This is a genomic window from Abyssisolibacter fermentans, assembly GCF_001559865.1.
Taxonomy (GTDB): Bacteria; Bacillota; Clostridia; order Tissierellales; family MCWD3; genus Abyssisolibacter; species Abyssisolibacter fermentans.
In genome coordinates, this window is sequence record NZ_LOHE01000074.1 from 31,869 (window position 1) to 46,334 (window position 14,466).

The 14,466-nt window shown below is 32.0% G+C and carries 11 protein-coding genes; all 11 read right to left on the bottom strand.

The window, feature by feature from the left end; translation table 11 throughout:
* Positions 1 to 39: 39 nt before the first annotated feature.
* Complete coding sequence (locus tag AYC61_RS13960) at positions 40 to 1,080, bottom strand: sugar-binding transcriptional regulator (RefSeq protein ID WP_066503618.1); 1,041 nt, start codon at positions 1,078 to 1,080, stop codon at positions 40 to 42.
* Positions 1,081 to 1,628: 548 nt separating this feature from the next.
* Positions 1,629 to 2,987, bottom strand: coding sequence for an RNA polymerase factor sigma-54 (gene rpoN, locus AYC61_RS13965; protein ID WP_066503620.1), 1,359 nt, complete (start codon positions 2,985 to 2,987; stop codon positions 1,629 to 1,631).
* A gap of 299 nt (positions 2,988 to 3,286) precedes the next feature.
* A complete protein-coding gene (locus AYC61_RS13970) occupies positions 3,287 to 4,216 on the bottom strand; it encodes an ABC transporter permease (RefSeq protein WP_066503622.1) in 930 nt (309 codons plus the stop codon).
* The gene (locus AYC61_RS13975; RefSeq protein ID WP_066503624.1) at positions 4,217 to 5,320 is read right to left on the bottom strand and encodes an ABC transporter permease; all 1,104 of its coding nucleotides are present in this window, start codon (positions 5,318 to 5,320) and stop codon (positions 4,217 to 4,219) included.
* A 15-nt stretch (positions 5,321 to 5,335) separates the two neighbouring features.
* Positions 5,336 to 6,853: an ABC transporter ATP-binding protein gene (locus tag AYC61_RS13980; RefSeq protein ID WP_066503626.1), complete on the bottom strand. Its 1,518-nt coding sequence runs from the start codon at positions 6,851 to 6,853 to the stop codon at positions 5,336 to 5,338.
* Positions 6,854 to 7,084: 231 nt separating this feature from the next.
* Positions 7,085 to 8,104: a BMP family lipoprotein gene (locus AYC61_RS13985; RefSeq protein ID WP_066503628.1), complete on the bottom strand. Its 1,020-nt coding sequence runs from the start codon at positions 8,102 to 8,104 to the stop codon at positions 7,085 to 7,087.
* Positions 8,105 to 8,420: 316 nt separating this feature from the next.
* Positions 8,421 to 9,590, bottom strand: coding sequence for a glycine/sarcosine/betaine reductase complex component C subunit alpha (gene grdD / locus AYC61_RS13990; RefSeq protein ID WP_066503633.1), 1,170 nt, complete (start codon positions 9,588 to 9,590; stop codon positions 8,421 to 8,423).
* 11 nt (positions 9,591 to 9,601) lie between these two features.
* A complete protein-coding gene (grdC, locus tag AYC61_RS13995) occupies positions 9,602 to 11,140 on the bottom strand; it encodes a glycine/sarcosine/betaine reductase complex component C subunit beta (RefSeq protein WP_066503636.1) in 1,539 nt (512 codons plus the stop codon).
* 80 nt (positions 11,141 to 11,220) lie between these two features.
* On the bottom strand, positions 11,221 to 12,531 hold the full coding sequence (gene grdB, locus AYC61_RS14005) for a glycine reductase complex selenoprotein B (RefSeq protein ID WP_082759973.1): 1,311 nt from the start codon (positions 12,529 to 12,531) through the stop codon (positions 11,221 to 11,223).
* A 52-nt stretch (positions 12,532 to 12,583) separates the two neighbouring features.
* Positions 12,584 to 13,054, bottom strand: a complete 471-nt coding sequence (grdA, locus tag AYC61_RS14010; RefSeq protein ID WP_082759974.1) for a glycine/sarcosine/betaine reductase complex selenoprotein A — start codon at positions 13,052 to 13,054, stop codon at positions 12,584 to 12,586.
* A gap of 65 nt (positions 13,055 to 13,119) precedes the next feature.
* Entirely contained in the window at positions 13,120 to 14,406 is a 1,287-nt protein-coding gene (locus AYC61_RS14020; RefSeq protein ID WP_066503644.1) for a glycine/sarcosine/betaine reductase component B subunit, read from the bottom strand.
* Positions 14,407 to 14,466 lie beyond the last annotated feature (60 nt).

Here is a 14,466-nt window from a genome sequence, read left to right on the forward strand (position 1 = left end):
TAAGATCTAATTTTATATATTTATAGCCTTTTGGCTTGTTTAACTATTTTTGCATTCTAAAATTTCTCTTGCAGTGCCCTCATCAGTTACTATAGTCATATTTTCTCTCAAAGATGATATTGCAATGATAGCTTCTGCTTTCTTAGTACCACATGCAACTCCTATAACTGTTGGTATTTTCTTAAAGTCAGCTAATTTCAAACCAAATGTACTTGATTCCATTTTAATTTCACCATTTATATCAAAATAATAACCAAAAGCTTCAGCAACGGCTCCATTTTCATTTAATAAATCTAAAGTACTTTGGTTTAACTTTCTTCTCCTAGCCATGTCATCTGCTCTACCGATACCAAAAACTAAGATGTCCATTTTTTTAGTCATATTATTTAACTCTTTTATCTCATCTATCTGTAATAAGGTCTCAAGTGCTTCTTTGCCTACATTGTCCGGTACATGTAGCAGTTTATAAGTACCTTTAATTTTTTCAGCTAATTTAGCAGCAATATTATTTGATTGTGTCTCTAAATTTTTTCCTATCCCTCCTCTAGCAGGAAGTACCAGTATATCACTTTCTTTCTTATATTCTTTCATTTCCTCTGCTAATTCAGCCATTGTTGTTCCACCTGTAACACCTATAATATTTTTCTTTTCATTACTATTATCTATGATTTCACTTAAATAATTAGCACCTGTTCTACATACATCTTTAAAAATTAGACTTTCTGTATCCAAATTTCCAGGAGTAATTATCACACTACTTACTCCTAACTTAGCTTTTACTGTTTCTTGCAATCCTGATATATCTTTCAAACTATGTATAAAGTCTTTTAACTCGTCTATAATAATTTTTCCCTCATCAGTTACATTCATACCCATTGATTTTATTTCTAATAAACCCTGTTTCTTTAGAAAATTCACTTCAGCTCTGACTATTCTCTCACCAATTCCTAAATTGTTTGCCAGTCCTCTTCTTCCAATAGGTTGATTATAATATATATTTCTGAGTATTCTATATCTTTTTTCTAATAAATCAATCATTTCAGGTATAATCTTTTTTTGAAGCTTTAATATATTATCCATAAATACGCTCCCTATTGGATTGAATTTGTCCCTGTACAGATATAATTGTCCCACAGGTAACTAATATTATTGTTATAACAACAGGAGCAATTACGTAGTAATTGCAACACGCCGTTTCAACAAGGCGGGAAATATGTACACCACCTGTTAAATCTAATCGGTACTCGCCACCTATAGAGATGGGGGACATCTTGCGCCTTGTTATATTATTCGTAAAAGTCATGAAAATGATGTAATATAGAGTTGGACTATTTTTGTCCTATGGGATAAATTGAGTCCCGTGTGTCTCAAAAAAATATTTTCACTTTTCACTTAGTATTATAAGTTATTCCAAAACAAATAGCAATAGTTTATATATATTTTTTTATTTAATCTAATTTTATTTTTGTTATTTTAAAAAAAATGTTCTTAATATAGATACAAAATACTCTCTATAGCATTCTATAATTTGATTCTTTCAAAATATTTATATCCCGACAGTATACTGTCGGGAATGTCTAAATAAATATTTTAATCAAATTAATAAGTTTAGTATCAATATTATAATACTAAAACCTTCTTCTTCCAGATGATGAAGGAATATTTAACTCATCTCTATATTTTGCTACTGTTCTTCTTGATATTTTTATCCCTTTTTCTTTAAGTTTATTAGCTATTACTTGGTCACTCAATGGTTTTTTTGTATTTTCACCAGATATCATTTCTTTTATCATTGATTTGATACTCGTAGCAGCTATTCCACCCTCTGTATTATTAACTCCACTAGAAAAGAAATACTTGAGTTCAAACAATCCTTTAGGAGTTTGGATATACTTACCATTTGTAGCTCTACTAACAGTCGATTCATGTACTCCTATATCACCAGCAACTTCTTTTAAAGTCAGAGGTTTAAGAGCCTTATCTCCTTTTATAAAAAAGTCACCCTGATATTTTAATATTGATTTAACTACATTGTAAATAGTTTGTCTTCTCTGTTCTATACTCTTAATCAACCACATCGCAGAATTAAACTTATTGTTTAGATATTTTGTGGTATTCTCATCACCAGAAGATAATAGTTTCTTATAATAATTACTAATAATAAGTCTCGGTGCTGTATTATCATTGACAACAATAACAAATTCTCCATTTACCTGTTCAAGTGTTACATCAGGCTTAACAAATTTAATATCATCATGCTTATTACTAAACCCTCTCCCTGGTTTAGGCTCTAATGATTTAATTATGTCAAATATTTCTTGCACTCTCTTTGAAGTTATTGATAATTCTTTAGATATCTTTGTTATTCTATTGTATGCTACATCTTCTAAATAATTCTCTACAACTTCATATACATTTGGATCATCTATAAATTTATAATCTAGTTGCAACATGAGACAATCTTTTAAATTCAAACTTCCTATGCCTACAGGATCAAATGTTTGAATTAATTCTAAAACGTCCTCAACCTCTTGAATACTAACACTTAACTGTTGTGAAATCGTTTCTAAAGTAACGCTTAAATACCCATTATCATCAATACATTCAATTATGAATTCACCAATTTCTCTTTGTTTAGATTTAAGTTCAGATATTTCTAATTGAATCATAATGTGTTCTTTTAAAGATTCTTCTACCTTATAAAATTTTTCAAAAGAGTAATCGTTATCATCTTTATCATCCCTTGGCGCTTCATAATTTGAAAAGCTCTGTTTTTTCGCATAATCTTTCCAATCAATAGAATTATATTGATCATCTGAATTAGTTTTTATATTGAAATCTAGCATAGGATTTGATTCAATTTGATTTTTTACATGATCTACAATCTCTAAACTAGAATATTGGAGTATTTTGATAGCTTGTCTTAACTCTGGTGTCATTATTAATTTTTGAGTTTGCTGTAATGTTAAGTCAAAGCCTAATCTCATACTATTCACCTCTACTCCCTAATACTTATATATTCCCAGATTATTTTAATAATATCTATTATCTTACCTTATTTAATAGCATAACTCAAACTTATTCTTCGAATCAGTATTTAACTATTAATTAAATCAATTTCAATGTCCTATAGATTCTAAATAATCAGGGATATAATAATATATGAAACCCTATACATGTATTATACCAAAAAGTCAGACTAGTAACAAATCAAATCCTTATTATTCGACATATTTTTTACAAAGTCGCGTAGCAATATCCGTCTAACGCTCGTTCTGTTAATATTTTACTTATCTCCTTTTTCATAGCTTTCACCACTAGCTGCTGGACCAACTGCTTTACCAACAAAACCAGCTAATGCTAATATTGTTGCTATATATGGAATAGCATTCAATAATTCACTTGGTAAAAAACCTAATCCAATTGCTGAAGATTGGATTTTTAAAGCTTCTGTAAATCCAAAGAATAAACATGCTAGCATTGCACCTATCGGATGCCATTTACCAAAGATTACAGCTGCTAATGCTATAAAGCCTTTACCCGCTGTCATACCTTCTTTAAACAATCTAACAGTTCCGAGTGATAATGTAGCTCCTGCTAAGCCTGCTAATGCTCCACTTATCATAACACATTTGTATCTTATTTTATATACGTTTATACCAACAGTATCTGCAGCTCTTGGATGTTCCCCTACAGAACGTACTCTTAATCCGAATGGTGTCTTATATAGTACATAATAGGAGATTATAACTGCTATAAATGCAAGGTACACAAATACAGTAAGCTGTGATGTTAAATCTCCCAATATTGGAATATTTTCAATGAAAGGTATGGGATGTGCTTTTATCGCATGTTTTACTGGGTTTGTTTGACCAGATCTATGCCAAATAAGCTCTAATAAATATGCTGTAAAGCTTGCAGCTAACAAATTAATAGCAGTACCAACAACAACTTGATTAGCTTTTAAATGTATTGCAAAATAAGCTAAAATTAAAGAAGTTAGTATTCCCGATATCATTGCAGCTATTACACCTATAAAAGGTATATCAGTAAACTCGGTAGCTAGTATTGAAAAAAATGCTCCATTTATCATTATTCCTTCTAAAGCAATATTAACAACTCCAGATCTTTCTGAAAACACACCACCCAGTGATGCAAATATCAATGGTGTTGCAAGTCTCAAAGTTGCAGCTATTATAGCAATTACTAATAACATCTAAGCCACCTCCTCTTTTTTGCTGTTTTTTCTATTTATTAGATATTTAACTATTTGGTCTCCGGCAATAAATAATATTATTACACCTTGTATTATTCCAACTACTTCTTTTGGTATGCCTTCAATTTGCATATGTCTTTCTCCATTGGCCAATATACCAAATAATATTCCACTTGCTATAACACCTATTGGATGCTCTTTACCCACAAGTGCAACTGCAATGCCTGTAAATCCATATCCCGGAGATGATGCTACCTGGTCAACTTTATATACTAAGCCTGCAACTTGAGCATAACCAGCTAAACCTGCAAATGCACCGGAAATAGCCATTGATAATATCATATTTTTAGAAACACTTATTCCACCATACTCTGCAGCCAACGGACTATGACCTACTGCACGAATCTCATATCCTAATGTAGTCTTGTAAAGAATAAAATACGCTATTATTGCACATACAATTGCTATTATAATGCTCGTATTTACACTTGAGTAATCAAAAGCAGGTATTATTGTCTTAAGCTTTGTTAACCTAGCTGCTTCAGGTATTAATATCGTATGTGCTTTTGCTTCAGTTCCATTTATTACGGCAGGATTTAGAACTAATCTTACAAGATAGTTGCTTAAATTTAATCCTACATAATTTAGCATTATTGTCACTATAACCTCATGAACCCCTAGTTTTGCTTTTAATATACCTGCAATGGAAGCCCAAAAAGCTCCTCCTAGCATTCCAGCAATTAATGTAAGAGGTATTAGTAGATACGAATCAAGTCCTCTAAATACATATGCTGCAGCAACTGTTGTTATTGCACCTACTAAGTATTGACCTTCCGCTCCTATATTAAACATATCTGTTTTAAATGCAAATGCAACTGCTAAACCTGTAAATATTAATGGTGTTGATTTTAATAATGTTTCTCCTATTTTTGGTAAACTTCCTAAGCTTCCGTTCAATAAAGCACCGTAAGCTACAAAAGGACTATTACCAGTAGCAATTATAAAAACAGCTCCTATTAAAAAACCTAATAAAATTGCTATAAATGGTATCTTAAATGAATCTAAAAATTTCTTAAACATATTATCCTTTTTATTAGTTGCCATTTTATCACCTCGCTTTTATTTACTTTTTCCTCCGGCCATCATTATACCTAATTCTTTCTCTGTAGCATCTTTGGCATCTAGTATACCTATAATCTTTCCATCATAAATTACACCTATTCTATCTGCAAGTGTCAAAACTTCGTCAAGCTCTAAGGAAACTAATAATACAGCCTTGCCATTATTTCTTTGATTAATTATTCTTTTATGAACAAACTCTATTGCACCAACATCTAACCCTCTAGTTGGTTGTGAAGCAATTAACAATGCAGGATTTCTATTAAATTCTCTTGCTATTATTACCTTTTGTTGATTTCCTCCGGATAGTGATTTAGCTTTTACGTCTTCATTTGGTGTTCTTACATCAAATTCTCCTATAAGATCAACAGCATGTTTGTGTATTACATCATTATTCAAAATTCCGTTTTTACTAAATGGTTTTTTATAATGATTACCTAATATCATATTCTCAGCTAAAGAATATTCAAGGACAAGTCCTCTTTTATGTCTGTCTTCTGGAACATGTCCGACACCAGCTTCGATTATTCTTCGCGTTTTTATATTTGTAATATCGTTGTTTTCTAAGGTTATTTTTCCTTTTTTAGCTTTTCTGAGTCCTGTCAATGCTTCTACAAGTTCTGTTTGTCCATTGCCATCAACTCCTGCTATAGCAAAAACTTCTCCAGCTTTAACTTCGAAGTCAATTTCTTTAACCTTTTCTACACCTCTATTATCTTCTACTTTCAAATTATCTACTCTTAATACAGTAGCTCCTGCTTTTTTTTCTTCTTTATTCACAGCCAAGTTAACTTTTCTTCCTACCATTAATTCAGCTAATTTGTCGCTTGTTGTTTTTTCAGTTTCAACGGTATCTATAATTTTTCCTCTTCTTACTATTGTTACTCTATTACTCATACTCATAACTTCTTTAAGCTTGTGTGTTATAAGTATTACTGATTTACCTTGATCTGTCAATTTATTTAATATTTTACCTAAGTCATCTATTTCTTGAGGAGTTAACACAGCGGTAGGTTCATCCAGTATTAATATTTCCGCCCCTCTATACAGTGCTTTGAGTATCTCTACTCTTTGCTGCATACCTACTGATATATCCTGAACTTTTGCGTAAGGATCTACTGCTAACCCATATTTATTAGAAATGCTTTTTACTTGTTCTATAGCTTTATTCATGTCTAATTTTAATCCGTTATACAATGAAGGTTCAGATCCCAATATTATATTTTCTGCAATAGTAAAAGGTGGAACAAGCATAAAATGTTGATGTACCATACCTATTCCATTTTGAATGGCTGTTGTTGGATTTTTCATAACAACTTTTTTCTCGTTAATAAATATTTCACCACTAGTTGGTTCATATAAACCATATAGTATATTCATTAAGGTAGTTTTACCAGCACCGTTTTCTCCAAGTAGCACATGAATTTCACCTTTGTTTAAACTAAAGTTTATATTATCATTAGCTTTAACTCCTGGAAATTCCTTAGTTATATTTTTCATTTCAACAACTTTTTGCAAGGAAATCCCTCCTTATATAATAACTTTCTAAGCTTACAATATAAATTTATACATAAAGAAATTATAATAACTAAAAGCAATTACTTAGTAATTGCAACAAATCATTTCAACAAGTCGAAAGATTGCACAATCGCTTGTTATAATTTATTTATGTTATTTATAATTTCTTTATGGCAAATAATAAGGTCAGTTACCTGCTGACCTTATTATTTGATAAATCTATAAGTTTTATTATTTCAACAAATTAGGAATTTCAAATGTGTTAAATTCTTCTTCATTTTGTGGTATAGCTTTTATAGTTCCATCAACGATAGCTTTTTTATAAGTATCAGCAGCATCTTTAAGTTCTTGAGATAAGTTTCCTACATTATCACTGTAGTCTACACCTTTATTTTTTAGGTTAAAGTAATAACTTTTTCCTTGGAATTTTCCGTCTACAACTGCTTCAGTAACTGTTTTTGTAGCAACATCAACTTTTTTAATCATTGAACATAAAACGTTCTTTTCAGCTAGATGTGATTGGTCTTGGTCAACACCTATTGCCCAGAAACCTTTTTCTTCAGCTGCTTGTATCATACCAATTCCAGTTCCGCCTGCTGCATGGAATATTACGTCAGCTCCTCTTTGATTTTGAGCTAAACCTAATTCTTTACCTAATGACATATTGTCAAATGCTCCAGCATAGTCAACGAATACTTCTGCTTCAGGATTTACAGCTTTTACGCCTGCTCTAAAACCAATTTCAAATTTTTTAATTAATGTAGATTCTATTCCACCTATGAAACCTATTTTATTAGTTTCAGTTTTTAAACCTGCTATAACTCCTACTAAGAATGATCCTTCATGCTCAGCAAAATTTAGTGATGCAACATTAGTTGTTCCTTCTGGAATACCACTGTCTACAATTGCAAATTTTTGATCAGGGAATTGATCAGCTGCTGTTTTCATAGCTGTTTCAAATAAGAATCCAACTCCTATTATTAAATCAGATTTTTTCTCAGCAAAGCTTGTTAAGTTTGGACCATAATCATCTGCTGTTGAAGATTCTAGAACACTTACTTTAACACCAAATTCATCTTCAGCTTCCTGTAATCCTTGATAAGCTGAATCATTAAATGATTGGTCTCCTAATCCACCTGTATCGGTAATCATACCAACACTTAATTCTGATCCTTTTTTACTTGTACATCCTACTGCCATTGTGAATGCTAATACTATGACTAGCCCTAAAATTAAAACTTTTTTTAACATAAATACCCTCCTAAACTTACATCCAGTTTTGTTAAACATTACATCATTATTATATATTTTAATTAACTAAGGTGCAAGCTATACTTGATATCTATTTAACAGATAAAAAATAATATCTTATCAAAATGTAGTATTTAACATAATTTAAAGAACTATATTTTTTTTTAATAACTAGATTATTAATAAATTGTTATATCTTTTTTAAAAAATGAACAATAATATTTTTGCATTTATTACATTTTTTATGCATGTAAATAGGGTGTCTGCAAACACCCTAAAACTATAAAGATAAATTCGTAAATATTCCCTAAATAATTTATTTTGTAATATAACCTTCTTGTTTTAATATTTCTATAGCTTGTGTAAGCTTTGTTTCGTTTACCATAACTATAGGTCCTGTACAACCCATTCCACTCTCAGCATAGATCCTGTTTTTCCATAAAACAGTAACTGCATCCTCTAGTTCCATTATATCTATACCTGCTATTTGACTTGTTACTATTTCTTTTGGTGGAGCAGAAATTTCCTCTTGTACAGCAGTAGCAGCTTTTTTATCTTTTGTTAACTGACTGAGTATTTCTCTTAGTCCTGCTTTTTGAGCTTTGTTAAATTCATTTTCGGATACACCTGTAATATTTCCGTTAGCTACTAAAGCTGCATATGATAATGCATTAGCAATAACAGGTGCCCCTGATGCTCTTGAAATGATTAATATGTTTCTATCATAACCTTCTCCAACTCCAGGTCCATAGCCATATCCTAATGATTCATAGCTACCTCCTGTTGTGTATGAAGAAAAGACTTTCATTAGCAAATTTCCTGTTAACGAGTCAGTTATCATTACATCAGGTGTTCCAGAAAGTAAATCATTACCTCTCATTACTATTCCACCGTCAGCTCTTATTGACTGTGCAAAATCAATATCATATCCATTGTCTTTCAATTCACATAAAGCTCTTTCAACTTGTCTTGCACCATCAACATTTAATATACCTACTTTAGGGTTACATATTCCTGAAGCCTTAGCTGCTATTATACCATGTATTCCATTCTTAACCATGGCTTCTACTCTATGAGGTGATGATGTACCTGTTGTTGTAGCAATAAACATTTCTTTTCCTGTTGCAGGTGTTAAAACTCTACCAACTGTTGATACACCAATAGGAAAATTATAATGGAGTGTTACACAACCCTTGATTTCTCCCGAATCTAAAAGTTTTTCCATTATTTCATACTGTTCTTTTTCTGTATTTGCTTCATGAATTTTGAGCTTTGTGTCTACTTTTGGTCCTATAAGAACAACTTCTATCATTGTATCTCTACTTTGAGCCATCTCAGCGCCTTTTACTATATTATCAACACCATGTTCACTGCCAAGCATAGTAACTGCAACTCTAGTTTTTTCTCCAAATTTACCTGTTTCAATTGCATCTGCTATATCATTAAAAACTTTGCCTATCATTTTTTTTATATTTTTATCTTCCATTTGTATCACCTCTACTCTAAAGATAAGTGTGATGCAAATTCTCTCATTGCCTCAGCTACCATCTTTTTAATAGTTTCTTCAGATGCTCCTTTTTCTTCACCGGTTTTTCCATTATTTCTTTCTACAACTATTGATACTCCATCAAATAAATTTGTCATTCTTCCGAGGAATAAACTTCCTTTACCTACTATCATGGCTCTGTTTACATTACCAGTTGTCATTGCTTCTCTAGCAAAACCCAAATAAGGTATTCCTGATGGTATATGTCCTTGTGTAGGAGCCCATCCCTGCATGCCATGTTCTTTTACAAAATTCATTAATTCTTTTCTTTCTATATCTTTTCTCTTAACTCCTAAAGCACCTATCATTTTATAGTTCGCTGTAGGAACATCTCCTGCTCCAGCAGGTTTTGTTATGTCTGGATTTTGCATTTCAACTGAATATTTATCAATATCTGTTATTTTCATATTGCCTTTATCAAGTGGTGCTGTAATCAATGAAGTAATAACTGCTTGTGGTGATGAACCTGTTCCAACAGTATGTCTTCCAACTAAGTCTGTTCTTAATACCGGGTTAACACCATCATTCTTACTTATAAGTACTGCAAAACCACCAAGAGTATCTTCTAAAATAGGTATTTCCTTCTTAACGTGATCTTTACCATTCATACCAAGCTTTGCAGTTGCTCCACCTGCTACTATTACAACATTTTCATATACACCAGCTTGTACTAATGCTGAGGCTTCTATTAATGCATGTGTAGGTCCTGCACAGAAACCTCTTGTATCTGAACCTGTTGCGTTGATGCATCCTGCTGCTTCAGCTATTGATTTGGCAAAATTTCCGCCTCCTCTTTGGTTCATATCTCCACAAGCTTCTTCTGAACATTCTATTACATATTCAATATCTGATGGATTAATTGAATTTTTATGTAACAAATTAAGCATTGCTAATATTCCTGAAGCTTTTACTACTAAATTTTCAAACATAACATGTGCTGTTAAATTTACATCTATATCATGTGCTCTCTTTACACAACCAACTAATTTATTATTATTGTATATAGCTTCTGCATGATTTTCATTTATATGTTTTTGTATTTCTTCAATGCTTGTATCACTTTGTATTTTAGTTAATAATTCATTATTTATTGCTTCATGATTTTCTAATTTTTTAACTACTTCTTTTGAAAATTCACTTTCTAATTCTACTAAATCAAATGCATCTGCTATTTTTATTAGTCCGATAAATTCATCTTGTGGCATTATTTCACCAAATTTGCCATATCGATTGAATGATTCTGATTTATGATCATACCAAGGCATTTTATATTGTGCTAACTCTTCAGGAGTCATATTACCAATATAAGTTTGATTAGGAAGATAATTAACAACTTCCTCAAAACTTCTTAGATATTCTGGAATCTTCTTTAAATATTCTGAATCAGGATTTACTATTCTTTCAGTAGTTTGTGTAGTTCCATTATGAATTACCATATCTGGTGTATGAACTAAAATATAGCCAGCACCTTTTACTACTGGGAAAGTCATATCAAACACCTCCACATTTATTTATTCAAAAGGGACTATCTCAAATTTCTATATTGAGTTAGTCCCTAGTAAACTCTTAATTAATCTTCAAATACAGTCTGACCGTCTACTTCTGTTTCTAATGCTTTTAAGGCTTTATCTATAATATTTCTTCTAAGTTGTTTTTCGTCCTCTTTTTCAATATTAGGATTTCCTAATGGATGAGGTATAGCTATTGCAGGAACTATTCTATTAGCTCCAACAGTTAATGATATTGGAACAACTGTACATATGTGAACAACCGGTATACCGGCTCTTTCAATTTCTTTTACCATTGTTGCACCGCAACGTGTACAAGTACCTCACGTAGATGTTAGTATAACTGCTTCAACTCCATCTGCAACTAATTCTTTAGAAAATTCAGCTGCATATTTCACAGCATTAGCAACAGCAGTTCCATTTCCAGTAGTAGTATAGAAATATTTGTGAAGCTCCCCTATTCTACCTTCTTTTTCTATATCTCTCATTACATCTACAGGTAGTACTCTGTCAGCATCTTCATTTGCGTACACTGGGTCGTAACCACCATGTGCAGTTTCATGAGTTTCACTTGTTAAATCAACAAAAGAAGATATGTCATATTTACCATATTTAGAAGCACTTGAAGATTCAATGCGATCCGGATTCCCTTTTGGCACAATACCACCTGATGTAACTAATGCTACCTTTACTTTAGATAAATCCTTAACCGCTGGGTTTGGATCAACTCTATCAAAATCAGGCATTGGATATTCAGTCACATATTTATCACCTTTAAGTTTCTTGATTAACATATCTACAGCTCTTTTAGAGCCTCTATCCTCAGCAAAATAATTTTTTCTAATACCTCTTGGGATATACCCTTCTTCTTCTGGAGAACCAATTTCCTCTTTGTTAGCTAATTTTAAAGCTAATGGAACCATAGATTTCACAGCTTTTCTCATACCTGCTGCGTTATTCTTAGTTGATACAATGTACAAATTCTTTTTATACATATCAGCACCAGGGTTTTCAATGTACATTCCTGTAAGTACAGGTATGTTTAATTCTTCCTTAACAGCATCAGCTATAGTACCACATGCAACACCATATCTTCCAGCATTAAATGCAGGACCTGCTACAAATAAATCAGGTTTATATTTCTTAACCATCTCTATTACTTCAGCTTTTGCATCTTCTACATTTTCATTAAAATATGAGTCTCCACAGATTATAGTTGCTACTATTTCTGCGTCTTCCCCAAATTTTTTATTAAATTCCATACCAGGGCCTACTACTTCTTCTCTTACTTCTGGTTTAATATTGGCTTTCTCTTCTCCACCAATCCCGGCAAAGAATTGATTTATATAATGAACTACTTTTATTTTACTCATTTTTTACCCCCTCTCTCGGTTTTTTTTAGGGTGTATTAACGTTAGTTAATAATTAAAATTTACAAAATTCATCTCTTATATCTGTCATTTCTTCAATGATTTCATCTACATCTAGAACCATTTCCATCATACCTATTTGTTCATCATAAACATCAGCTTCAACTTCGTTTTTAAATTCAGGTTCTACTGCATGAAATACTCTTAGTCCCAACTGGACTCCCGCTAATGGACCTGCAAATGTAGGGTCTCCTGCTGTAACTGTTTCAGCTGCTAATCCAGCAGCTTCAGCTTCAGCTGCTCCTAATAACACAATAATATTTTCAGCACCGTGTTTTTCAGTAAGCTCTTTTACCCTTCTTTGATTTTCTAAGTCCATAGCCCCTGCAGCAGTTCAGACAAAGCATTCTGTAGATGAAAATACTACTTCAGCTTCTGTTGCTTTTAAGCATTCTTCTATCGCAGGACCAGGTATACCATCTCTATCGCCTATGATGATTACTTTTTTACCATCATACAATCCCATGCTCAACATCCTTTCTCTAAGTATTTTTAACCCTAAATATTCATATAGCGTTAAATAATCTGGTTTTAGTATCCTTTTGCACTAAGTTTGTTAAATCCAAGTTCATTTGTTGCACCTGTTATAGCTTGAAGTTCTAAAACTATTGTTCCATCTTCTCTTAAGCTTCCTGCTGTTCCACCAGCTATAGTGTCAGCATATTTATCATCACCAATAACTTTATCCATTGGTGGTAAAGTAACTACTTCATTAGCGTTTCCACCTGTTACAACTGCATCTGCTTTAGCATCTGCATCAGCTAATGACTGTGAAGCTCCATCTTGACCTGCATATTCATCAGTAACTATGACAGTTTTTATTCCTTTATCTTCTATTTTTTTGCAATTCATAATTAAATCTGTATCTGGATTTCCAAAACCTTCTTGTGATATAACTACACCATCTACTCCTATATATTCAGTTAATTGAGCAGTCCAGTTTGATGATCGCTCTTTATCAGCTAAATAAACGTTTTCATTGGTGATAATCATACCTACAAAATTGATTTCTTTTCCATGTGCTTCAAATAAATCATGCACTATTGGGTTGTTTAAGTGATGATAAGTTGTATTTTTATCACATGCTGATACACAGTTACCACTTAGAATAGCTCCATCCATAGTTTCTGTTGGAGATATTAATGTAGATAGTGTTTGTTTAGCATCCACTCCATATACATAAGTATCATGAAGCAATCCTTGACTTTGTAACATTTGAACATATGCTACCTTTGGTAAATCAGGGTATTTTTCAATACTCTTTAATAATGGAAGTGTTTCATATACTTTCACTTCATCAGGTGTTACATCTTTACCTGCTTCACCAAAGTACTTAGCAGCTTTTAATCCTACCATTCTTACAGATTTCTCATGTTCATGCTGTTTTACTCCTTCTTTTGGCTCACAAACTATTACTATGTTGTTAAGCTTTGAAAATGGAGTATAGTCTGCTCCTGGTCCAGTCATATCAATAATTCCTTCTTGGAATCCGACTATCTTACCAGTTGTAACTACAGCCGCACCTTTTAAAACATTTGTTTTACCAGAACCAACAGTATCAACCTTTGATAAAAATCCAGGGAAAATTCCTCCTGATCCTTCAACTTTTACTCTAGGCTCAATAACATCTTTAACAGGCGTTATTCTTATACTTTCACCTGGTCTTGCTAATTGAACATCTACAGATTCAAGGTTTTGATCATCGCTAACAAGAGCGATTAGTTCCTCTTTATTTACATATAATGTTCCATTTTCAACTTTAGTGTTATCACCAAATTGAACATCCTTTATAAATATATTTCCTAACTCTAGGCGCACTATAGTTCACCTCCTCATTAATAATAAAGTGATTTATCTAAACAACATTTTAGTTGTTTA

Coding starts and splice junctions, on each gene's coding strand:
- AYC61_RS13975 (WP_066503624.1), bottom strand. CDS start 5,320: ATGGCAACTAATAAAAAGGATAATATGTTTAAGAAATTTTTAGATTCA.
- grdC (WP_066503636.1), bottom strand. CDS start 11,140: ATGACTTTCCCAGTAGTAAAAGGTGCTGGCTATATTTTAGTTCATACA.
- AYC61_RS13985 (WP_066503628.1), bottom strand. CDS start 8,104: ATGTTAAAAAAAGTTTTAATTTTAGGGCTAGTCATAGTATTAGCATTC.
- rpoN (WP_066503620.1), bottom strand. CDS start 2,987: ATGAGATTAGGCTTTGACTTAACATTACAGCAAACTCAAAAATTAATA.
- grdD (WP_066503633.1), bottom strand. CDS start 9,590: ATGGAAGATAAAAATATAAAAAAAATGATAGGCAAAGTTTTTAATGAT.
- AYC61_RS13960 (WP_066503618.1), bottom strand. CDS start 1,080: ATGGATAATATATTAAAGCTTCAAAAAAAGATTATACCTGAAATGATT.
- AYC61_RS13970 (WP_066503622.1), bottom strand. CDS start 4,216: ATGTTATTAGTAATTGCTATAATAGCTGCAACTTTGAGACTTGCAACA.